This is a genomic window from Gordonia sp. ABSL11-1 (genome assembly GCF_030315685.1).
Taxonomy (GTDB): Bacteria; Actinomycetota; Actinomycetes; order Mycobacteriales; family Mycobacteriaceae; genus Gordonia.
In genome coordinates this window covers 160719-183299 of the sequence record NZ_JASXSI010000008.1, presented here as the reverse complement: position 1 = coordinate 183299, position 22581 = coordinate 160719, and the positions used below count along the sequence as shown (strand labels likewise).

Here is a 22581-nt window from a genome sequence, read left to right as displayed (position 1 = left end):
CCGGATCACCGTCTTTTGTTACCCGCCAGTAGTGGATCGCTCGGCGCGACGCCCCAAGTGGCGTGATACTGGTATGTGGCGAGACATGCGACCCATGACTCGATTGACCGGACTTGGAGGCGAAGACACAATCATGACCGCGGAGAAGCAGCCGACCATCATCTACACCCTTACCGACGAAGCGCCGATGCTGGCGACGCATGCTTTCTTGCCGGTGATCCGAGCCTTTGCCGATGCGGCGGACATCACTGTCGAATCCAGTGACATCTCCGTCGCCGCGCGCGTGCTCGCCGAGTTCCCCGACTACCTGGAGGACGACCAGCGCGTCCCGGACAACCTGGCCGAGCTGGGGCGTCTGACCCAACTGCCCGAGACGAACATCATCAAGCTGCCCAACATCAGTGCCTCGGTCCCGCAGTTGCTCGCAGCAATCAAGGAACTGCAGGGCAAGGGATACAAGCTTCCCGACTTCCCGTCGAATCCGAAGACCGACGAGGAAAAGGAGATCCGCGAACGCTACACCAAGTGCTTGGGCAGCGCGGTGAATCCTGTTCTGCGAGAAGGAAACTCCGACCGTCGCGCACCCAAGGCGGTCAAGGCGTACGCGCAGAAGCACCCGCACAGCATGGGCAAGTGGTCGATGGCGTCGCGCACGCATGTCGCCCACATGACCGAGGGCGACTTCTACCACGGCGAGAAGTCGATGACGGTCGACGGCGACCGCGAGGTCAGGATGGAGCTGATCCCCGAGAGCGGTGAGACCCAGGTCCTCAAGCCGAAGGTGTCGCTGACCGACGGTGATGTCATCGACAGCATGTTCATGAGCAAGAAGGCCCTGGTCGAGTTCTACGAGGAGCAGATCGAGGACGCCTACGAGACCGGGGTCATGTTCTCCCTGCATGTCAAGGCGACCATGATGCGCGTCTCGCACCCCATCGTCTTCGGTCACGCGGTCAAGGTGTTCTACAAGGACGCGTTCGCCAAGCACGGCGAACTCTTCGACGAACTCGGCGTGAACGTCAACAACGGCCTGTCGGATCTGTACAGCAAGATCGAATCCCTGCCGAGTGCGCAGCGCGAGGAGATCATCGACGACCTCCACAAGTGTCACGAGCACCGCCCCGAACTCGCGATGGTCGACTCGGCCCGCGGCATCTCCAACTTCCACTCCCCCAGCGACGTCATCGTCGACGCGTCGATGCCCGCCATGATCCGCGCCGGCGGCAAGATGTACGGCGCCGACGGCCGGCTCAAGGACACCAAGGCCGTCAACCCGGAGTCGACCTTCTCTCGCATCTACCAGGAGATGATCAACTTCTGCAAGACCAACGGCGCGTTCGACCCGACCACCATGGGCACGGTGCCGAACGTCGGGCTGATGGCGCAGAAGGCGGAGGAATACGGCTCGCACGACAAGACCTTCGAGGTGCCGGTGGCCGGTGTCGCCAACATCGTCGACAACGCGACCGACGAGGTGCTGCTGAGCCAGAACGTCGAAGAAGGTGACATCTGGCGTCTGTGCATCGTGAAGGACGCACCGATCCAGGACTGGGTCAAACTGGCGGTCACCCGCTCCCGTGATTCAGGCATGCCCGTGGTGTTCTGGCTCGACCCGTATCGCCCGCACGAGAACGAGCTGATCGCGAAGGTCCACAAGTACCTGGAGGATCACGACACAGAGGGTCTCGACATCCAGATCATGTCGCAGGTCCGTGCGATCCGGTACACGATGGAACGCCTGATCCGTGGCATGGACACCATCTCGGCAACGGGTAACATCCTGCGCGACTACCTCACCGACCTCTTCCCCATCCTCGAGCTCGGCACGAGCGCCAAGATGCTGTCGATCGTGCCGCTGATGGCGGGCGGCGGATTGTACGAGACCGGTGCGGGTGGGTCAGCCCCGAAGCACGTCAAGCAGCTGATCGAGGAGAATCACCTTCGCTGGGATTCGCTCGGTGAGTTCCTGGCGCTGGCGGTCAGCCTCGAGGATCTCGGCAAGAAGACCGGCGACGAGCGCGCGGTGATCCTCGCCAAGACCCTCGACGCGGCGACCGGCAAGCTGCTGGAGAACGACAAGGGGCCGTCGCGCAGCACCGGCGAACTCGACAACCGGGGCAGCCAGTTCTACCTGGCGATGTACTGGGCGCAGGAGCTGGCCGCGCAGACCGACGACGAGGGTCTGGCCAAGCACTTCGCACCGCTCGCCGAGGCTCTCGCCGAGAACGAGGACGTGATCGTCAAGGAGCTGAACGAGGCACAGGGCAACCAGGTCGACATCGGCGGCTACTACCAGCCGGATCCCGATCTCGCGAGTGCCGTGATGCGCCCGAGCGCGACATTCAACGAGGCTCTGGCATCAGCACGCAAGTGAGCTGACCGACGCGGCCCCGGGCTGTTCCGGCACCGCAGGGCCGCGTCGTCTCGCGCGTCAGCGGACGTCGGCGGCATGACCGATCGACGTCCGGTCCTCTTTGCCCTCGTTGTACCAGGACACGAAATCGCGTGTGCCGTAGGCATCGAGACGGCGGAGCGAGGTGTAGACCAGGGCTCGCTTCGCCAGCGCGATGCCCCCGGCGCCGGTGATCGCCCGAACCCGTTGTTGCAGAACATGATCCTCGTCGACGTTCTCGATGCTCCCGCGCGGGAATCCGCCGGATCGTTCGTACATGTCGGCATCGACGGCCATGTTGTTGCCGCAGATGGCGAAGCTGCGTCGCAGGGCGTCGGGTTCCCTGCGCGTGCGGTACCACTCGGCTGCGTGCCCCAGTCGCCACAGGACACCGATCGCATTGAACACCCGCGACCGGTAGCCCTCATCATCGCGTGCCCGAATCCGGCCACCCACCAGACGTTTTCCATTCAGAAGGGGTGTGAGCAGGTTGCCGAGCCAGTCGGGTGTCGGCACCGAGTCGGCATCCGTGCGAGCGATGTAGACCGCGCCGGTGTCGATCGCGTGACGCACGCCGGTGTCGGCGGCACATCCGGTGCCCTTCTCGGTCTCGGTGACCAACTCCACCGGGACAGCGGGGCCGGCGTCGATGATCTCCTGGACCACCGCGGCGGTGTTGTCGCTGCTCGCGTTGTCGACGACGATCACCCGGAACCCCCCGAGCACCTCCCGTTGGAGCAGCGAATCGAAGTGTTGCCTCTCGAGCGCCGCGATGGTGCCGGCGATCAGCCGCTGCTCGTTGTAGGCCGGGACGACGACGGCCACCGCACTCTTCGTTGTCGTATCCATCTGGCCATCAGAACACTCATCGGCGGTAAGGCCAACTGCTGCGGCGTGATTGGCGATCGTTAATCGTCGTCGACGGTTTGTTCGTCGGCGGAGTGCGTGGATAGCGTCGAGCGCGACCGGTCTTCTCAGGAAGCCGAACTGCACGTCGCCCAGGTGACCCCAGGGAGTGTTATGCGTTCGAGCGCGGTGTCGAGGCCTGCCGTCGGTGCGGGTGTCCTCGCGATGGTCGTGTCGTTCGTGGGTTCGTGGATTCCGTTGTTCTGGTACGACGAGATGGCCACACTGAGTGCCGCCCGACGATCGCCGGACGAGTTGCTGCGACTGGTGGGCAACGTCGACGCCGTCCACGGTCTCTATTACGCCCTCATGAGCGGCTGGTTGCGCCTCGTCCCCGATACGACACTGTGGGTTCGATTGCCGGGTGTGCTGGCGATCGGCGTCACCGGGGCCGGCGTCTTCGTGCTCACCCGGATGGTCTCGACGCCGTCGACGGCGTGGATCGCAGCGGTCGTGTTCGCCGTCCTGCCGGCGACGGTCCAGACGGCGGTGGAGGCGCGGCCATACGCCTTCACCATGGCGGCCGCGGTGTGGTCGACGGTGGCGCTCGTGTCCTTGATCCGCGCCCTTCTCGACGATCGACGATGGTGGCCGTACGCCGTCGGGTATGTCGCGTTGATCGTGCTCGCCGTCCTGTTCGCCTCCCTGAGCCTGTTGATCCTCGGTGCGCACACGGTGACGGTCCTGCTGGCGGCCCGCACGCGACGCGTCGTCGGCGTGTTCGCGCTGTGCGCGGTGACCGCGACCGCACTGGTGTCGCCGCTGGTGCTGGAGGTGTCGAGCCAGTCCGGTCAGGTCGATTGGATCAGCCGCTTCCGCTACAGCCCGGTGCTGCGAATGAACGACGTCGCATTCCCGTATGCGCCGCAACTGACGCTCCTCGTCCTGGTCGTCCTCGCCTGGGCGTTGGTCCGCATGGTGCGACGCCGCGGGGGCGCCGCCGAGGACGTCGACATCTCGGAGTCGGCGACCTCCCGTCCGGAACGGTTGCGGCCGTCGCTGCCCGCGGTGGCGGGACCGTGGCTGGTCGTTCCCCCGATCCTGCTCGCGCTCTACTCACTCCTGGTCACCCCGGCGTTCGTCACCCGCTATCTCACCTTCTCGGCACCGGCTGTCGCGCTCCTGCTGGCCGCTGCACTCGCGTGGCTGGGTGCACGTCGCCGACTGTTCGCCGTCCCGGCCGCCGCGGTGTGGACCGCCGTGTTCGTCGTCCTGGCCATCCCGAGCGTGGTGTTCCTGCATTCGACCTTCGCGAAGCCGTTCGGCTCGGACTACCGGACGGTGTCGGCCTATCTGGCATCCCACGTGCACCGCGACGACTGCGTCGTGTACGGATATCTCGAACACCCGGAGTACAACTCCCGCTTCGTCTCCCAGGGATACCCCCAAGGATTCGACACCGGCCGAGACCTCCTGGTCGATCGGTCCGTGCCGTCCGCGGTCGAGCGCGGACAGCTGTGGGAGAAGGATGTGCCCGTCGACACGGTCGGTGCCCGCGCGACCGGATGTCCGCGGGTGTGGGTGCTCACCGACGACGCGGATGCGTCCACGCCGGTCGCGAGTCTGCGACAGTCCGGCTTCCGGGAACAGCCGCCGGCAACCGCCAAGGAACTGCAGGTGATCGAATTCCTCCCTCCACCCGGCGAGATCTCACCAGGAGCGCGGTGACCGATCCGCCCGTATCGCGGCGTCCGGCCACATGCGCGGGCAGGGCGTTCCCGGGATCGTCGCCACCTCAAAATGCCACCATTCGTTGACGAAGGTCCGGCACAGCCCCCATCGGGATCCGCGCGCCTCGAGCCAGGCGGCCCCCGCTCGTGGTCCCACATCGATCGCGCGTCCGGCCACATGCGGTGACTGCTCAGGCGGCAACACCCAGCGGCGTGCGGCATCGGGCGATCCGTACGTGGCGATCGCATCGCGCCACAGCTGCCGCTGCTCGGTCGCCGACCGCCTGCCCGAGGTGATCCACAGGGCGATCCCCTCGGTGCGCGCGGTGTCCGCAGCCTGCGTGTAGGCCAGCGCGAGGACGGGGTCGAGTCCCGCCGTACCGGGTGCCGCGCCGGCATCGGGCGTCGCAATCGTGGACACCGACAGACAGAGAACGATGGCCGCCCCTGCCACGACCATCCTGGTCACGCGCACGAACGGGCGGATCGGCCGACGATCGATCGTGGACGGCCGCGACATCGTGGGGTGAGGCGGCGACATCGGCATCAGCAGAGGCGGCACACGAGTAGTAAACCCGAGGATCACACCGTGGAGCACACCGTGTGTGCCGTGTGTGCCGAGTCGAGTGCGTCAGACGGGGAGCTGAGCGCCGCTCGTCCGCCTCAGATCCGAGAAGGCCTGGATCGACGTCGACATGGCGGTGGCCACCGGGCGCGCGTCGCCGGCGGCCTCCGACTTCGACACCATCACGACGTTGTCGATATAGGGCTGGATGGTGCTGGTGTTCTGCACGGTCGCCACGATGATCAACTGGAATCCGAACTTGCGGAACGCCGAGAGGGCCTGTTGCGCGAACTGCGGATCCGACTTCGAGAACGCCTCGTCGAGCATGAGCTGGGCGAAGATCGGCCGATTGTCGGTGCCGTCGGGACTTGCCAGGTTGAAGCTCAGCGCACCGGCGAGGCAGAACGCCATCAGCTTTTCCTGCTCGCCGCCCGAGTTGTCGCCTGCGTTGCTGTACGTACGGATCGTCTCGCCGGACGAGGCATCGTGCTCTTCGCAGTAGAAATCGAATCGGTTGCGGACGTCGAGGGCGTCCCGGGTCCAGGCGCGGTCCTCCGGTGTGCCCCCCGCGAGCCGCTCACGCAGCAGGATGATGTCGGCGTACTGCTCGAGGATCGCCTGTTCATCGCCGAAACTGACCGCCGTGGTGCGTTGCGAGATCTGGCGCGCCTTCTCGGTGAGCTCGGTGACGGCGGCGAGGTGCTTGCGGCCCGGATGCAGGCGTAGCCGGGTACCGCGGTTGAACGCCACCGCACCGAGTCCGGTGTTGACCCGTTCGATCTGCTCGACGATCCGTCGTTCCTCGGCGTCGGCGGCCATGTGCAGGTTGAGGATCGCACCCGGCGCCTGCTCGGTGATCAGGCGGCGCATCCGGTCATACGCCGTCGGCAGTTCACGCTCGTCGATGCGCCGGCTCAGCGCAACGTAGTCGTGGATGCGCTCGTCGAAGTCGTCGCTGTCGTTGGGGATGGCGTCGGGGAACTCCTCGTCGTAGGTGTCGAGAATCCGCGCGAGCTCGTCGCGCGACCGGCGTGCGTCCGATCGCATCCGGTCACGATCCTTGACCACCGACTTCATCAGCTCTTGTCGAAATGCCTCCGGCGCCAGGACATCGAGAGTCGCCGCCGAGTCCTCGCGGAAGCCGTCGAGGGTGTTCTCCGCTTGCGCGGGAACATCTTCCGGCCGGAGCTTGTCGACCAGGTCCAGCAGCTGCGTTCGCCGCTGATCGTGGGTGGCGATCTTGTCGCGGACGAGGGCTGCCTGGGAGATCGCCGAGCGGACCTGCTCCCAGATGTCCTCGGCCTTGCGTTGCAGCGCCTCGATGTCGGGATGTTCCTCCATCAGCAACTCGTACTGCTCGGCGAGCTGCTCGACGCGATCGTCCGCGGAGTCCGTGTCGATCTCGCTCCACTGGGTGAACTGCTCGCACACGCGGCGGTAGGCGTCGCGCTGCTGCTCCTTGGCCGAGCGCTCACGGTCCAGGGCGGCACTGGCCGCACGGGCCTTCTCGTACACGCGTTGCTCGGAGTCGAGTTCGTCCTGCAACGCCGCGATCTTGGCATCGACGTTGCCCACGAAGATGTACTGGGACGGACGCAGCGCCTGACGGTCGTCCTTGATGGCCAACTTCGCCGAATCCTTGCGCAGGCCCTTGTCTGTGACCGCCCGGGGGTGATCCGGGAAGTCCGACGGGTAGTCGACGCACACGTAGTTGCCGAGGCGGGCCAGGATCGCGACGGCCTCCGCGGAGCATGGGTGTTCCGGGTCCACGGCGCGCAACGTCGCGCCGAGCGTGCCGGGCTCAGCGGGTGGCGCCGGGCGGTTCTCGGCGTGGTGGAGTTGGATGCGCCCGCGCATGTCGTGACTGTTGACATAGCGCAGAGCGGCCTCGAAGTGCTTGTCCGGCACGAGTAGTCGCAGACCCGCGTTGCGCAGGATCTTCTCCACCGCCAGTCGCCAGCGTTCGTGATCGGGGTGGAGCTCGACCAGCTCGGCGACGTATCGGAGCTCCGACTCGTCGATGCCGAGGGCAGTCGCGATCGACTTGCGCATCTCGTGTTCGGTGCGTGGCAGGGCGGAGCCGGCCTGTTCCACGCGGGTCAGCTCGTCCTGCGCGGCGTCGCGTTGGGTGCGGGCGGCCACCTCGCGAGCGAGGAACTCGGCGAAGTGCGCCTTCCCGGCCGCGAGCTGGCCGTCGATCCGCGTCGCCTCCTCCATCAGGTTCTCGCGCAGGGACCAGAACTCCTCGGCGTCGTCGGGCAGCCCGAAGTCCAGGGCGGCAACCTTGTGCTCGTAGCTCGCGCGCCGCATCGAGACCTCGTTGCTCAGCCGCTGCGCCGAGGTCAGTTGTTCCTGGAGCGGGGCGAGATCACCGGTGGACGTGGCGATCCGGGACAACAGGTGGCTGTGATCCTGGCGGAGCTGATCGTGCTGCGAGGTCAGAGCGGCGAGATCAGAGTCCAGACGGGCGATCTGATCGTCGAGGTCCACGATCTCCGGTTCGGCGCTCCGTCGACGGAGGTTGTTCAGGTACGACCGCACGATCGCGGTGTCGATGGTGTCGAGGACGGTGAAGGTCGCGGCCTCGGTCGCGTACCGCTCCTGCACCGCCTCGATGTTGCCGAGGATGGTGCGTTTGCGTCGGGCCACGTCGAGAAGACCGCGTGCCTCGACGAGTGGATCGATCTGTTCCAGGGCGTCGGAGATCCCGACGACGCTGGTGGGTTCGTCGAGCATGAACTCACGGACGAACTGGGCCAGACCCCCGACACTCTTGAGTGACTTCGCCTTGCCGAGGAGTTGTTGGGCCGCATCGGATCCGCGGATGCCGATCAGCGAGTAGAGCGTGGCGAGATACTTTCCCTCACCCGGTCCGCCCCGCCATCCGCGTTCCCGGAACTTCGCCGAGTTGTAGTTGTTGCGCGCCCACTCATTGCAGACGTCGACGATGTCGACGTCACCGTCGCTGATGAAGTAGGAACTGTGGGCGTCGGTCATCTTGCCGGCGGCCAGCCACTTCAGCACCAGTCCGGTGATCGACGCCCCCGTCGTCGACGTGTAGGTCACCGAGATCGCCGCCCAGGCGGGTCCGCTACCACGCAGGTACATGATCTCCCTGGCGTTCGTCCCGTCGCGTCGCTCTCCCCAGGCGCCGCGCACGTACTTGCCGACGGTACGGCGCCCGCTCGAGGATCCCGCCGCGGTGGCGTCGCCGGAGGCGTTGAAGTTGCGTCGGTGGTCGGGAAGGAAGGCGAGCGAGATCGCGTCGAGCAAGGACGACTTGCCACTCCCGGATGACCCGGTGATCAGTGATCCGTTGGGACTGAACGGAATCGAGTGATACCCGTCGAACACGCCCCAGTTGACCAGTTGCAACCGGGACAGGTGGTACTGGTCGACCTGTCCGTTCACCAGTCGTCTCCCTCGTTGTTCTCGTCGTCGCTGTCGCCGAGACCGCTCACGACCGCGTCGTCGGGAGGACTGTCGCCGGCGCCGATGAACTGCTCGAACTGACGTTGGAGATCGGTGATGACCGATGCGGACATGACCGCCGAGATCACCGGGCTGACCGTGAACGTGTCGGGGTCGTCGCGATGCCTGCGGAGGAACTCGATCTCCTCGAGTTTGTCGACGGAGCGTTCGATGCGCTTGTCGAACTGGGCCAGATCGCGGTCGATGGCGTTGGTGACGCCCGCGAACAGTTCGTGGATCTCCTCGCGGGTGATCAGCACCACGTCGTCCCTCGACGCACGCAGGTACTTCGCCAGGTGCAGCGCCAGGATCGCATCGTAGGCGTGGATTGTCTCGCGCTTGAGAATCCTTCTTCCCCAGCGAGAGTCATATCCGGCCTGCTCGACATAGGCCACTTCGAGCTCGTCGACGAGACGCAATCGAAGGTCCAGCTCAGAAAGTCGCACTCGCAGGAGGTCCTCGTACTCGACGACCCACGCCCACAATTGCGGCTGTCGCTCACCGCTGACGAACCGCCGGGTCAGCAGGTTCTGCAGGGCCCAGCACGCGCGATCGGGCAGGGCGCTGACGTCGCCGTCGAATCGCGGCACGCGAGGCCCGTCGTCGGCGAGGGCGGTCTTCTGTGTCGTCGGCAGCTGATCGAAACCCGCGTACTCGTCGGGGATTCCCTCGTCGCCGCGGCTGTCGAGATCTGTGGTCATGGTGCGTCGACCTCCGCGGTCGGAATGGGTTCGGTGAACGTCAGGGCGGGGACCTCGATGATCCGGTCCTCTCCTTCCAGCGATCGAAAGCGCACGGGCACGGAGTCGTCGGCGGCGCCGTCCGTCTGTTTGAGGGCCCACGACCAGAGCACGATGACGTGGGCGAGATATGGCTCGTCGAGTCTGCCGATCACGTCGGACAGGGTGACCGGGCCCGTACCGACCGCGGTGTTCACCATCTCGGTCAGTTCGACAGTGTCCACCTGACCGGCCAGCGACGCAAAGGACGAGAGGTCGGCGGCACCGTCGGCGGGCAATGCCGGCGCGGGTGGAGCGGGGTCGCGGATCTCGAACGCGAGCCGACCGGCCGACGTGACCGACGGTGTGGCCAACGGTAATTCATATCCGAGACGGCGGTCGGCCAGCGAGGCCTTCAGCAGTTCGTGCGCCGTGGCGAGCGCGTCGTTGAGCTGGCGTGCGACGCCACGACTCTGCTCCAGAGTCCCCGAGGCGACGAAGCGTCGAATCCGTCGCGCGCATCGCTGTCGGGTGCGGCCCACCTCACCCATCTGCTGGGTGACGAGCCCGAAGAAGTTGTCCATCACCGCCCGGAGTCCGTGGTCCATGCCGGGGAGCCGCTGTGTCACCGTCTCGATGTCGGTGACGAGGCGTGCCCGTTGCTGCGGGTCCTGGATCATGTGCGTGAAGGCGTGATACGAGGTGCTCTGGGAGGACTCGAGGAGCGATTCGTAGTCGTCGAACATCTGGCGCTGCCGGTCACGGTAGGCCAGATCGGAGTCGTTCGGGTCATCGAGCAGTTGAGTCGTGATGCGATCGAGCATTGCACCGTACTGGCCGATGTCGGAGATCACCTGCTCCATCTGGTAGGCGATGGCGCGGGCCTCGTCCTCGGCGCCGCGCAGGTCGGGATCGGGCCTGCGCCCGGCGTCGAGGTCGGCCAACTCCGCGTCGAGTTCCTCGATCTGGTGCTCGATCTCCTCGCGGATCAGTCGGGGGTCGTCGGTGACGTGTCCGGCGACACGACGTAGCCCGGCGGCGATCCCGGTGATCGATCCGCCGGTGGCGACGCTGTCCTCGCGCCGCAGACGGCGCGTGTAGTCGAGCACCGACCGTGCCTCCGACGTCAGATGGCACTGATTCTGGGCGGTGTCGCGAGTCGTGTCGGTCACGCGGTGCAGCCAGCCCTGCCGGGCCCACAGCTTGATCATCTCCATGCCGTTGGGGACGTCGCCGACCTCGAGGGCGCCGAGATCACGTTCGAGGCGCACGGCCAGTTCGGTCTCCGACAACCGCGTGCCGAAGTCGAGGTGACGTTCCATCAGCGTCACATACAGGGCCGAATTGGTCGCGGCGAAGAGGCGCACCGCCGCCGAACGCTGGATGGACCGGTTGGCTTCCCAGGCATCAGCCAGCGTCGGCTGGTCAGCACTCTCCATCGCCGCCTCCCGGGTTCACGTCGGACACAATTCGACCCGGGGTAGTCTCCCACGGCCACCGGGACGCGGTGAACACACCCGGTGTCGGTACCGGCCGGGGATCTACAGGTGCGCAACCCGCCGGCGCGCGTCCTGCGCCGCATCGATCTCGCGCTGATACAGGATGCCGTAGGTGAAGCCGTTCTCGCCGTCGCGCACGCCCGCGCCTGCGCCGAGTCGGCGAAGGGATTCGGCGGCGACCGTCGCGTCCTGATGATCGCCCAACACCGTCTGGATCGTCTTGAACCGCTTCACCCGAGCCTTGCCGTGCTTCTTGTCGAGGACGGGGCGGGCGAGTTCGGCGGCATAGCGGGCCCGTTTGGCCGCCTTGCGTGCGCGGTGCAGATCGGTCGGCTCGCCCGACTCGATCGCCTCGGCGAGACGTTTGTCCGCCTTGCGCGCTGCGCGACGCACGATCGTGCGCAGGTCACCGGTGCAAACTCGGGTGTCGGCCGCCAGTGGCGCGGTGTCGCACCACGTGCCCAGAACGGTCAGGAGGTCCCGATACCTATCCGACGTCATGGCCTCGTCGACGGCGCGCCGGTGATCGCTCTGCTCCCCGATGAGGATCTTGTCGATCCGTGCTGCTACCGGACCGAGGACCAGGTCGTCGGGCAGTGCGGCCACGGCCTCGCGGAAGCGCCGACCCTGGACGTGCCGGTCACGCACCTCACCCAGGAGGCCGGCAAACCACTTCAGCTCCTCGTCGATGCCTTCGGTCCGTTCGGTGTCGATGATGGTCGTGCCCGTCCGCAGGGTGCTGCGCAGACGGCGGATCGCGACACGGGTGTCGTGGATCGGCTCCTCCCCGCGGCGGAGGGCGATGTCACCGGCGCAGATCTTGCCCAGTTGCACCGAGATGTAGGACTCGACCGCCGTCCGTGAGCGCGACGACGAGCGTCGATCGTCCGTATCGTGTCCGAGCGCGCGCGTGAGCCGGGACGTGGTGGTGCTTGGACGTGCACCTGCGCCGTACAGACGTCGATGGAGCCGGTCCGCAACACGATCGCCGTCCTGTCCGAGGGATTCGACGCTGACTTCCCGCCACCGCGTCGCGGTGGCGACGGGACCGGGCACCGTCGCGGACACGAGGTCGTCGACGACCTCCAGACGCGGCCGATCCTTCCGATCGGCGTGGTGATGTCGGGTCCGCCGAATGTGCACGATGGCGACGATCCGGAGCTCCTTCCCCAGGCGCAGCCCCCACAGCAGATCCGCGATCTCCGTGGGTACGTCGGTGGTGTCGCCGTCGGAGGCGTCGAGATCGATGGTCGGACCCATCGTCGAGGAGGTGAACTCCGCCAGCCATCGACCGCCGTCGTCGGTGTGGCGCACGGTCACGCCGTGTCGCAGGAGATCCAGCTCGGGCGTGTCGAAGAACGTGTCGGTGCTCTCTGACACCTCGGGTGCGACCTCACGATCGCGATCGGCACGATCATCGAACCGCGGCACCGGCATCTCCAGCGGTACATCCCAGGTCGTGACGTTCTGCTGCCGGGTGTTCATCGAGAAGACCTCCTCGCTCGTCGACTGCCCGGCGCATGGCGGGCAGCGTGACGTGGCCGGGTACCCACAGAAGCGCGGGGCGACACATCGGCTGTCACAAGCCTCGCGAATCGCCCATATCGAGCACACTGGGCAGATGAGCAGAGCCAATGTGGTCGGTATCGTCCAGGCAGGCGGGAAGGGATCGCGCATGGGCGTCCTCACCGAGTCCCGCGCGAAACCCGCACTGCCCTTCGGTGGCAATTACCAATTGATCGACTTCCCGCTGTCGAATCTGCATCACAGCGGTATCGACGAGGTGTGGCTGTGCGTGCAGTACGAGGCGCATTCCCTGCTGGAGCAGGTCGCCGGTGGCCGTCCCTGGGAACTCGATCGCACCCGCGGCGGACTGCGGTTCGTCCTCCCTCAGGAGACCAGTGCTGCCGACACCGAAGACGGATTCGCAACCGGGAACGCCGATCTGCTCTACCGGGTCCGGGACACGATCAGGGCGCGGGGTGCCGAGGCCGTCATCGTGATGAGCGCCGACCACGTCTACACCCTTGACTTCGACGACGTCCTGGCCACCCATCGCGACGCCGACGCGGAGTGCACGATCGTCACGACCAGATGCTCCCGCGAGGAAGCGGCGGCGCACGCGACCGTCACCGCACGCAGAGACGGGACCGTCACCGGGTTCGCGTACAAACCGGAGCGGCCGACGACCTCGGTGGTCGCGGCGGAGATCCTCGTCTACCGCCCCGACGTGTTGATCACCGCGCTGGAAGAACTGGCATCGGAGACCGAGCCGCAGGCGGAATCGGGTTCGGACACCGGCCTGGGCGACTTCGGTGAACACCTGGTGCCGTGGTTCGTCGCACGTGGTCGGACCGTCGCACACGCGATGAGCGGGTACTGGATCGACGCCGGCCGACCGGAGACCTACATGCAGGCGCATCGTGATCTGATCTCGGGCGACGTCGGCATCGACGATCCACACTGGCCGATCCTGACCCGTCAGCCGCAACGCAGTGCTGCGCGGATCACCGACGGAGCCGTCGTCGCCGACAGCCTGGTGAGCAGCGGCGCCCACGTCATGGGCACGGTACGGCGCAGCGTGATCGGACCGGGCGTGATCGTCGAACGGGGTGCGGTCGTCAGCGACTCGATCGTGTTCGCGGACACCGAGATCCGTGCTGGTTCCAGCGTGGCCTGGGCGATCGTCGACGAGCGGGTGGTGGTCGGCGCGGGGGCGAGGGTGGGTGGTCGGCCGCGGACCCGGCCGGTGCCGACCGAGAAGATCACCATCCTCGGGATGGGCGCGCGTGTGACGAAGAATGCGACCGTGCCGCTCGGCGCCGACGTCGCTCCCGGACGACTGGTGCGCTGAGGACTGGTGGGCTGAGGACTGGTGCGGATGACCATTCTGGCGGGAGCGACCGTCATCGAGTCGTGATCCGAACATCTCGGCCGGGTCGCGACCATCTGCGGTTGGCCTCCACCGCACCGCGGTGACCCTAGTGTGAGTCGCATGGGCGACACACGGGGACGAGGCCGATGACCGGGCGGCGCACACCGGACCCGTTGTGGCTGTTCGCCGATCAGCTCGGCCCCCACATCCACTCGGCGCCGGCGCATGCCGATCGCGAGGTCGTCATCATCGAGTCCACCGCCGCGTTCGCGCGTCGACGAGGACATCGTCAGAAGGCACACCTACTGATGTCCGGTATGCGTCACCTGGCCGACGGGCTCGGCGACCGCGCGCAGTTCTGGCAGGCCGACGGCTACCGGGATGCGCTCGAGGCCCTCGGTCGCCCGGTGGTCGTCCACGAACCGTCGTCGCGGGCCGCATCGTCCTTCGTGCACGACCTCGCCGACGAGGGGCTGGTGTCCGAGGTCCTGCCGAATCCATCGTTCGCCCTGTCCCGCTCGGACTTCGACGAGTGGGCCGGTGATGCGGACGGGTTCCGCATGGAGACGTTCTATCGGTCGCAACGACGGCGGTTCGACGTGCTGATGGACGGAGACGACCCGACCGGCGGACGGTGGAACTACGACCGGGACAACCGCGAGCCGCCGCCCAAGAAGGCCACGCTCGGAGTGGGTGAGCCGTGGTGGCCGACCGAGGACGAGATCGACGAGCAGGTCCGCGCCGATCTCGACGCCATGGATCTCGATTTCTCCGGCGTCGACGGGCCGCGGTTGTTCGCGGTGACACACGAGGAGGCGCAGTCCGCACTGCGGTCGTTTCTCGATACCCGGCTGCAGAGCTTCGGCACCTGGGAGGACGCGATCATGGCACAGGACTGGCCGATGTCGCACTCGCTCCTGTCGGTCCCGTTGAATCTGTCCCTGCTGCATCCGCTGGACGTGGTCGGAGACGCCGAGGCGGCGGTCCGGGACGGTTCCGCCGACATCGCCGCGACCGAGGGCTTCATCCGGCAGATCCTCGGATGGCGCGAGTTCATCTGGCATCTGTACTGGCACTTCGGCCCCGACTACACGGCGAGCAACGAACTCGATGCGCACACGCCGCTCCCCGACTGGTTCCACGATCTCGACCCCGACGCGGTGACGGCCGCCTGCCTGTCCGACACTCTCCGAGGTGTGCGCGATCGCGGGTGGGTGCATCACATCCCGCGGTTGATGATCCTGGGAAGTCATGCGTTGCAACGGGGTTACGATCCTGCCGAACTCACCGAATGGTTTCGCGCGCATTTCGTGGACGGCTTCGACTGGGTGATGCCGGTCAACGTGATCGGCATGAGTCAGCACGCCGACGGCGGCCGGATGGCGACCAAGCCCTACACGTCCGGGGGCGCCTACATCTCCAGGATGTCCGACTACTGCGGAACCTGCGACTACAACCCGAAGCGGCGGATCGGCGACGACGCCTGCCCGTTCACCGCGGGCTATTGGGCTTTCACCCACCGACATCGGTCTCGACTCGAGGCCAACCACCGCACCGCGCGTGCCGTCTCGACGATGGGCGGACTCACCGATCTCGACGCGCTGCTCGAACAGGAGGCCCACCGCGAGGTCTTCTGATACCCCTCGCATCGCGTCGGCAGGACGGCGAACGGCTGCGGAATCACTGGTCCGAGAGCTCCGGTCCGTCGGATATCGTGACCGACATGCGCAACGGCGAGATCTCGTTCTGGTCGTCGTCGATCGGCGCGGGCGTGACACGTGCCGCGCTGCAGGGAGATGCCGACGTCGACATCACGATCGTGGGCGGCGGGCTCACCGGTCTGTGGACCGCCTACTACCTGCGGCAAGATTTCCCCGACGCACGCATCCTCGTGATCGAGTCCAGATTCTGCGGCTTCGGGGCGTCGGGGCGCAACGGCGGATGGCTGTCGGCCGAGGTCCCGGGCAACCGGGCCCGCTACGCGGCGATCGCGGAGGATTCCGGACGTGACGGGCTGTCGGCGAATCGCGCACTGACCGCGACCATGGAGGCTGCGGTGGCCGAGGTGCTCTCGCGTATCGGGCTCGAGGACATCGACTGCCGTGCCCGGCACTCCGGAGTTCTCACGATCGCCCGGTGCCCGGCGCAGCAGGCGCGACTGGTCGAGGAGATCAGGGACGCACAGCGTCTCGGCGCGACGGGCGTCGAGTTGCTCGACGCGGAGGCCGTGCAGCGACGGATCCGGGTGGATCGGGCCGTCGCCGCGGGATTCTCGCCGCATTGTGCGCGAGTCCAGCCGGCCCGCCTGGTCCACGGACTCGCCGCCGCCGTCGAGCGATCCGGCGTCCGGGTCGTCGAGGAGACGACCGCAACACAGGTCGAACCGGGTCAGGTCACCACGGACCGCGGGATCGTCACGACCGGACAGGTCGTCCTCTGCGTGGAGGGGTTCACCGTCGAACTGCCCGGTCGGCGACGCTCGCTCCTGCCGATGAACTCGGCGATGGTGGTCACCGATCCGCTCAGTGACTTGCAGTGGGATGAGATCGGCTGGGACGGAGCCGAGTTGCTCGGTGAGTCAGCACATGCCTACACCTACGCCCAGCGCACGGATGACGGGCGGATCGCACTGGGAGAACGCGGTGTGCCGTATCGGTTCGGGTCGCGGATCGACCGGGACGGACGAACCCAGCGCCGAACCATCGCGGGTCTCGTCCGCGCCGTCCACGAGATGTTCCCCGCTGCCGCGTCCGCCCCCGTCGCCCACGCCTGGTGCGGGGTCCTCGGCGTCCACCGCGATTGGAACACGTCGATCATCTTTGATCGACGGACCGGGATCGGCTCCGCGACAGGCTATGTCGGATCTGGGCTCACCACGACCAACGTGGCCGCGCGGACGATGGTCGATCTGATCGCGGGTCGCGACTCCTATCTGACACGCCTGCCGTGGGTGGATCACCGGTCCCCACGGTGGGAACCCGAACCGGTGCGTTATCTGGGCGTGGCCGGGCTGTACGCGGCGTACCGATTCGCCGACCGGAGGGAACTGCGAAGTCAGTCCTCGAGGACGAGCGCGGTCGCGGGGCTCGCCGACCGGATCTCGGGCCGCGCCTGACGGCTTCGGCCCGCTCTCGAGGCCGTGTGCCGAGTGAGGCGCCTCCCACTACTGTGGACGTCATGGTGATGGCAGATCGTCCAGAGGTGAACACGGCCTCCGCGCCCGTGACCGCTCTCACCGTCATGGGGCTGGCGGAGAGCATGCTCAACGGACTCGCCCGAGTCCCCTTCCGACGGCCCTGGCAGGGTCCCGGTGGACTGCTCGACAACCTCGGTCAGTCGGTCACCCGTCAGGTCATCCGATCGTTCATGGGTTTCTCGATGGGACTGCCGATCGAGGAGTTCCGGTCGATGGAGAAGATCCTCGATGACATCTGCCGGGTGGTGATGCCTCCGTTCATCGGGATCACCGACGATGTGGAGATCACCGCCGACACGATCGGAGGCGTGCCGGGGATCTGGTGTCGGGCCAAGGCCAGTTCGGATGCCTACGTGGACGATTCGGACGACAAACAGTCCATCGGCGCGACCATCCTCTACCTGCACGGTGGTGGCTACATCGGTACGTCGCCGATCATGTACGCGGCGTTCGCGGCGTCGCTGGTCAAGGTCACCGGCCACGAGGTGTTCATCGCCGACTATCGGATGGCGCCCGAATTCCCTTTTCCCGCTGGAGTTCTCGATGCAGCTGATGTCTACCAGGGTCTGCTGGAGCGGGGTGTCGCATCGCAGCATCTCGTCGTCGCCGGCGACTCCGGTGGGGGCGGTCTGGCCACCTCCCTGATCTCGTATCTGCACTCGAAGTCGCTGCCGGTCCCCGCCGCACTGGCGTTGTTCTCCCCCGAGGTCGACCTCGACCTCGATCATCCGTCGATCATGGAGAACGCCCAGCTCGACATCCTGCCGTGGAACGTCCCGGTGACCCCCTACCTGCACGGGGTGCAGCCGAACGACGAGCGCGTGTCGGCGATCCACGCCGCACCGAATCCCGAGTGGTTCCCGCCGACGTTCGTCTGCTGGGGTGCCGACGAGATGTTCCGGGATGGTATCCGCGAGTTCGCCGACGGGTTGCGGGCCGCAGGGGTGCCCATCCATGCGATGGAGGAATACGGCATGTTCCACGTGTTCCCGATCCTCATGCCCTGGGCGGAGGCGTCCAAGCGCGTGTTCCGGGAACTCCACGACCTCGCCGGACGTCACGTCACCCCCGACCCGGAGGCCGAGCAGACCCACTGACGTCCGGCCCGACCCCGCCGATCAGGAGCGCCCGTGATGACCTCGACCCGACGCATTCTCCTCGCCGACGTCACTGTGCCGTTCGCGTCGCGGATCGAGGTCACCTTCGACTATCTCGTCGACCCCGCGAACCGGCCCGAATGGCAGGCGAGTCTGCGCGCGATCTCGCGATCGGCGCCGCGCGGCGACGTCGTCGGCGATACCGGCACGTCGTGGACGGACGTCACTTGGGTGCCCGGCGTGACGCCGCGCATGGAGGTCATCGAGAACACTCCCCACCGGAGATGGCGCGAGATCGGCACGTGGTGGTTCGCCGACGCCGATCTGACCCTCACCTTCTCCGAGCCGGCATCGGCGCGAACCGAGGTGCAGGCCAGAGCATTTCTCACGGTGCCGACGATGCTCGTCCCCGGGGCATCGGTGTTCGCGCAGATCACGCCGCCGGCCCTTCGCGCCGATCTGCGTACCGCCGCCCGCGTGCTCGCGGGTGATCGTCGTCAGTCACGTCCGGATCGGTAGGAGATCCGGATCGGGCGGATGATCGCGCGGTGCCGGACGCCGTCGGCGTCCAGCGTCCACACCTCCGCGGCGATGTGCCCCGGGTCGGCGAGGTGGCCGGCGACGTGGAGCGTGACCGGACGGTCGGCGAGGTAGACGGGCCGGACGAAGCGTGTGTCACAGCCGGTGATGGTGGCATCGTTCGCCCGGGCCCAGTCGTCGGCATGACGCAGCACGATTCCGACGATGAGGAGGCCGTGCGCCACCGGGGCCGACAGTCCTGCGGCGTGGGCCGCTGCGGGGTCGAGATGGATGGCGTTGGTGTCGCCGGAGACCTCCGCGTACCGGCGCACGCGCCCGGTCGAGATCTCCTCCTCCGCATCCCAGATCGCCGGGCCGCCGACGTCGCTCATCGTCTCAGTCGTCCGGGGTGCGGAAGGCCAGCGTCGAGACGGTGACGGCGATCGGCGCGTCGGAGTCGTCGGCGAGGATCGTGCTGCGGACCTGCAACTGCGTCGCGCCCGCCCGGTGGCGGATCTCCTCCACGACGAGTTCACCGGTCAGTCGGTCGCCGAGTCGGGGTTGGCGTGTCACGCGCAGGGATTCGGCCGTGTGCACGAGTCCGTCCCGCGGCACCGCGCCGGAATCCATCGCGAGATGGGCGAGGATGGTCGTCACACTGAAGACGAGTGGGAGTCCGAAGGAATCCGAACGCGAACCGAGGACGTCGGCGAAGCCGCCCAGAAGCGCGTCGTCGACGATCACCGGGTCGGATGTGGTGAAGGTCAGGCCCTCCACCAGCGCTGTTGCCATGATTCACGTTAGCGAATCCCGGACCGGTTGCCAATCATCCGAGCAGGTCATCCGGACGCCGATCGGCGGGTTTCGGGGCCCGGTCGGCGAACACAACGGGGTCAGCAGTCCAGGGCTCCCGGGGTGACCAGCGCGTGATCGTAGGCGTAGACGATCGCGGCAGCGCGGTCGCGCAGATCGAGCTTGGTGAAGATGTGGTTCACGTGGCTCTTCACAGTGACCTCCGAGATATACAGTCGTGCACCGATCTCCGAGTTCGTGAGGCCTCGCGCGATGAGACGTAGGACATCGGTCTCGCGGTCGGTCAGGACCGAGTCGGACCGGACGGGTTCGGGTATGGCGCGACGGAATCCGGTGAGCACCCGCTCCGTGACGGCGGGATCGAGAAAGGCGCCGTCCTCGACGACCGCACGCACAGCCCAGATCAGTGACTCGGCCGGCGAGTCCTTCAGGATGAATCCGGCCGCACCCGCGCGCAGTGCTCCCGACAACAGCTCGTCGTCGTCGAAGGTCGTCAACACCAGCACCGGAGGTGGGTCGGACAGCGTGCGGACCAGGGTGGTCGCCGTGATCCCGTCGACGTGGCGCATGCGCAGGTCCATCAGGACGATGTCGGGGGCGTGAACCGCGATGGCCGGGAGCACCTCACTGCCGTCGCCGCACTCACCGACGATGTCGAAGCCGTCCCGGGGCCGGAGCACACGTCGCAGTCCTGTCCGGACGAGCTCCTGGTCGTCCACGAGCAGGACCCGAACCTGCGGCGCACCGGCATCGGTCGGTCGTGTCACGGTCATCAGCTCACCTTTTGTTGCTCTGCGGGGTGATTCGGGAAGACGGCGCGCACGACCCAGGACTCATCCCGATGCCCGACGTCGACGATCCCGCCCAACAGGTGTGCGCGTTGCTTCATCCCGTCGATGCCGGATCCACCTGTCGACGGCCGCCCGGTTGCGTCCAGATGCGGGTTGGCAACGCACAGCACGATCGGCGAGTCGGCCTGCAGCGTGACCGTCGCCGACGGCTGCCGGGTGTGTTTGACGACGTTGGCCAGCGACTCCTGCGCGATCCGATACAGCGCCGAGCCGATCGGCGCGGGCACGGAGGGCAGGTCTCCAGACATGTCGAGGTCGACCTCGACACCTGCCCTCCGGTACTCGTCGACCAGCCGACCGATGTCGTCGGCTCCGGGCGTCGGCGCGGTCGACGTGCCCTCCGCGCCGAGGACCTTGACGATGTAGCGGATCTCGGTCATCGCCTGCCGCCCCAGTCGTTCCGCGTCCTCGAGGGCCTCGATGGCCTCATCGGCCGCCCCTTCCTGCAGGGCCCGTCGGGCGCCCGTCACGTTGAGTACCGTGATCGACAAAGAGTGTGCGATGACGTCGTGTATCTCGCGTGCGATCCGTCGTCGTTCGTCACCGGCCGCACGGTCGGCGCGCTCGCTCTGTCGACGTACTTCGTTCTCGGACAACAGTTTCTGGTACATGATCATGTAGCCGACAAGCCATCCACACAACACGGCGAGCACGTAGACCACCGGGGAGTCGAGATGGCCGGACTGGCCGCCGCCGACGATGACGCCGATGGACAGAGTTGCCGCGAAAAGTCCCCAGCGGAGCGTCTCCATGGCCGCCGCGATCGCGGTGGTCAGCGCGAGCATCAACGGCGCCATGTCGTAGGCCACCGGGTCGAGCAGGAACACGGCCGTCGCCGCGGCCGCGAGGAGGATGCATGGGATCTTGCTCATGAGCCACAGGTCGAACACGAGCGAGAGGGCCGAGATCACGGTGGCGATCACCGCCCACCACGGCGGTGCGAGGGGCAGTCGCTGGACGAGCGCGCCGAGGGTGAGGGCGGCCGCACCGGCCAGCGTGACGGCCGGATAGAGCGGCGGATAGCCCTCACCCGCCTTCTCGATCCGTCTCCGCAGCCCAGCGATCATCGCCCTCACCGACTCAAGGATAGGGCGACATGGGCCCGGGGCATCGGCTTCCGGGAGGAGTCGCGGATCCACCCGGGGGTGGACGCGGAATCCAACTGCGGCCTGCAGATCGTGACCGCGATCATCCCTAGCGTTCTCGGTAGAAGTCGCCCCACTCTCCCACGACCTCTCGAGGTGATGGCAATGACTGTCCGAGAACTCGCCCGACTCCGCCGGCATCGTGCGGAGAGCGCGGTCTCCGATCTCTCCTTGGGCGGTGTGATGGTCGTCGGCTACACGGGGTCCGCGGCGTCTGCCCGAGCGCTGCGGACCACCGCGGAACGGGCGACGGGTCCCGGCACGAGGATCGTCGCGGTGTGTGCCATCCGACCAGTCGACCACCATTCGTCGTCGACCATTCTCCACGATGCGCTCAAGGCGGATGCGTATCTGTTGTCGGAGCAGGCTGCCCTCGACGAGACCTTGCGGCGCGGAGTCGAGTTGGTGCGCAGCGTGACACGGGTACCGGTGCAGGCAGTGGCGGTCGAGGGCGACCCGGTTCGTGTGCTCGGCGACGCCGTGCGGCGCCACGACGCCGCCGGCGTCGTCGTCGGTATGGGCGGTGACCGACCGACTGCGCAGGTTCGCCACATCGCTCGGCGCCTCCCCGACGACATCCCCCTGTGGGTGACCGACGGGCACCGTCACATCCGCATGACGCCGTCGGCTCGAGGGCGTTCGGGAGCCGGTCGGGCGATCGCACCGTCGCTCCCACGCGTCGTCGGTGCGTGACCGAGAGACTCGCCGCTTTCCGGCCGTTCTCCAGCTCTCCGAGCCGGCGTCCCGGGAAAGCCGCCCCGGTCATGCACCCGGCAGAGAGGCGCTGTGGACACCACGTCGTCGACGGGTCTCTGTCGGGCGCATCCCGGGGGCGCATTCCGGGGCAGCGAGGTCGGGGCGGC

General features: G+C 67.1%; 18 protein-coding genes. 8 read left to right on the top strand and 10 right to left on the bottom strand.

Annotated features, from left to right (window positions below):
• Window positions 1-133 precede the first annotated feature (133 nt).
• Window positions 134-2374: an NADP-dependent isocitrate dehydrogenase gene (locus QSJ19_RS11515; protein ID WP_286320482.1), complete on the top strand. Its 2241-nt coding sequence runs from the start codon at window positions 134-136 to the stop codon at window positions 2372-2374.
• A 57-nt stretch (window positions 2375-2431) separates the two neighbouring features.
• On the opposite strand, the gene QSJ19_RS11510 is transcribed toward QSJ19_RS11515, so the two are convergent.
• Complete coding sequence (locus tag QSJ19_RS11510) at window positions 2432-3241, bottom strand: glycosyltransferase family 2 protein (protein WP_286320480.1); 810 nt, start codon at window positions 3239-3241, stop codon at window positions 2432-2434.
• A gap of 171 nt (window positions 3242-3412) precedes the next feature.
• Between QSJ19_RS11510 and QSJ19_RS11505 the strand changes: the two genes are divergently transcribed.
• The gene (locus tag QSJ19_RS11505; protein WP_286320478.1) at window positions 3413-4966 is read left to right on the top strand and encodes a glycosyltransferase family 39 protein; all 1554 of its coding nucleotides are present in this window, start codon (window positions 3413-3415) and stop codon (window positions 4964-4966) included.
• Here the strand turns inward: QSJ19_RS11505 and QSJ19_RS11500 are convergent.
• The 5 genes from QSJ19_RS11500 to QSJ19_RS11480 form a co-directional block, all read right to left on the bottom strand.
• The gene (locus QSJ19_RS11500) at window positions 4949-5428 is read right to left on the bottom strand and encodes a M15 family metallopeptidase (RefSeq protein WP_286320561.1); all 480 of its coding nucleotides are present in this window, start codon (window positions 5426-5428) and stop codon (window positions 4949-4951) included. The genes QSJ19_RS11505 and QSJ19_RS11500 overlap by 18 nt on opposite strands.
• Window positions 5429-5599: 171 nt before the next feature.
• Window positions 5600-8944 (bottom strand): ATP-binding protein, encoded by a 3345-nt coding sequence (locus QSJ19_RS11495; RefSeq protein ID WP_286320474.1) that lies wholly within the window; start codon window positions 8942-8944, stop codon window positions 5600-5602.
• Complete coding sequence (locus QSJ19_RS11490) at window positions 8941-9705, bottom strand: DUF4194 domain-containing protein (protein ID WP_286320473.1); 765 nt, start codon at window positions 9703-9705, stop codon at window positions 8941-8943. Before QSJ19_RS11490 ends, QSJ19_RS11495 begins: the two co-directional genes overlap by 4 nt.
• Complete coding sequence (locus QSJ19_RS11485) at window positions 9702-11162, bottom strand: DUF3375 domain-containing protein (protein WP_286320471.1); 1461 nt, start codon at window positions 11160-11162, stop codon at window positions 9702-9704. Before QSJ19_RS11485 ends, QSJ19_RS11490 begins: the two co-directional genes overlap by 4 nt.
• Before the next feature lie 102 nt (window positions 11163-11264).
• Window positions 11265-12707, bottom strand: coding sequence for a CYTH and CHAD domain-containing protein (locus QSJ19_RS11480; protein WP_286320470.1), 1443 nt, complete (start codon window positions 12705-12707; stop codon window positions 11265-11267).
• A gap of 136 nt (window positions 12708-12843) precedes the next feature.
• Here QSJ19_RS11480 and QSJ19_RS11475 point away from each other — a divergent pair, with 136 nt between their 5' ends.
• The 5 genes from QSJ19_RS11475 (at window position 12844) to QSJ19_RS11455 (ending at window position 18909) form a co-directional block, all read left to right on the top strand.
• On the top strand, window positions 12844-14076 hold the full coding sequence (locus QSJ19_RS11475; RefSeq protein ID WP_286320469.1) for a glucose-1-phosphate adenylyltransferase family protein: 1233 nt from the start codon (window positions 12844-12846) through the stop codon (window positions 14074-14076).
• Between the two features lie 167 nt (window positions 14077-14243).
• Window positions 14244-15734, top strand: coding sequence for a cryptochrome/photolyase family protein (locus QSJ19_RS11470; protein ID WP_286320468.1), 1491 nt, complete (start codon window positions 14244-14246; stop codon window positions 15732-15734).
• A gap of 86 nt (window positions 15735-15820) precedes the next feature.
• The gene (locus QSJ19_RS11465) at window positions 15821-17212 is read left to right on the top strand and encodes an NAD(P)/FAD-dependent oxidoreductase (protein WP_286320466.1); all 1392 of its coding nucleotides are present in this window, start codon (window positions 15821-15823) and stop codon (window positions 17210-17212) included.
• A 62-nt stretch (window positions 17213-17274) separates the two neighbouring features.
• On the top strand, window positions 17275-18390 hold the full coding sequence (locus tag QSJ19_RS11460) for an alpha/beta hydrolase (RefSeq protein WP_286320465.1): 1116 nt from the start codon (window positions 17275-17277) through the stop codon (window positions 18388-18390).
• A 36-nt stretch (window positions 18391-18426) separates the two neighbouring features.
• Window positions 18427-18909 carry an SRPBCC family protein gene (locus QSJ19_RS11455; protein ID WP_286320464.1) on the top strand — a complete coding sequence of 161 codons (483 nt, stop codon included), beginning with the start codon at window positions 18427-18429 and terminating at the stop codon, window positions 18907-18909.
• Here QSJ19_RS11455 and QSJ19_RS11450 read toward each other — a convergent pair.
• The 4 genes from QSJ19_RS11450 to QSJ19_RS11435 all read right to left on the bottom strand — a co-directional run bounded on the left by QSJ19_RS11450 (window position 18888) and on the right by QSJ19_RS11435 (window position 21640).
• The gene (locus QSJ19_RS11450; protein WP_286320463.1) at window positions 18888-19301 is read right to left on the bottom strand and encodes a MaoC family dehydratase; all 414 of its coding nucleotides are present in this window, start codon (window positions 19299-19301) and stop codon (window positions 18888-18890) included. The genes QSJ19_RS11455 and QSJ19_RS11450 overlap by 22 nt on opposite strands.
• 4 nt (window positions 19302-19305) lie before the next feature.
• Complete coding sequence (locus QSJ19_RS11445; RefSeq protein WP_286320462.1) at window positions 19306-19701, bottom strand: FAS1-like dehydratase domain-containing protein; 396 nt, start codon at window positions 19699-19701, stop codon at window positions 19306-19308.
• A 101-nt stretch (window positions 19702-19802) separates the two neighbouring features.
• Window positions 19803-20495, bottom strand: a complete 693-nt coding sequence (locus QSJ19_RS11440) for a response regulator (protein WP_286320461.1) — start codon at window positions 20493-20495, stop codon at window positions 19803-19805.
• On the bottom strand, window positions 20495-21640 hold the full coding sequence (locus QSJ19_RS11435; RefSeq protein WP_286320560.1) for a sensor histidine kinase: 1146 nt from the start codon (window positions 21638-21640) through the stop codon (window positions 20495-20497). The genes QSJ19_RS11440 and QSJ19_RS11435 overlap by 1 nt, the downstream gene beginning before the upstream one ends.
• A 183-nt stretch (window positions 21641-21823) precedes the next feature.
• Here QSJ19_RS11435 and QSJ19_RS11430 point away from each other — a divergent pair, with 183 nt between their 5' ends.
• A complete protein-coding gene (locus QSJ19_RS11430) occupies window positions 21824-22411 on the top strand; it encodes a universal stress protein (protein WP_286320460.1) in 588 nt (195 codons plus the stop codon).
• Window positions 22412-22581 lie beyond the last annotated feature (170 nt).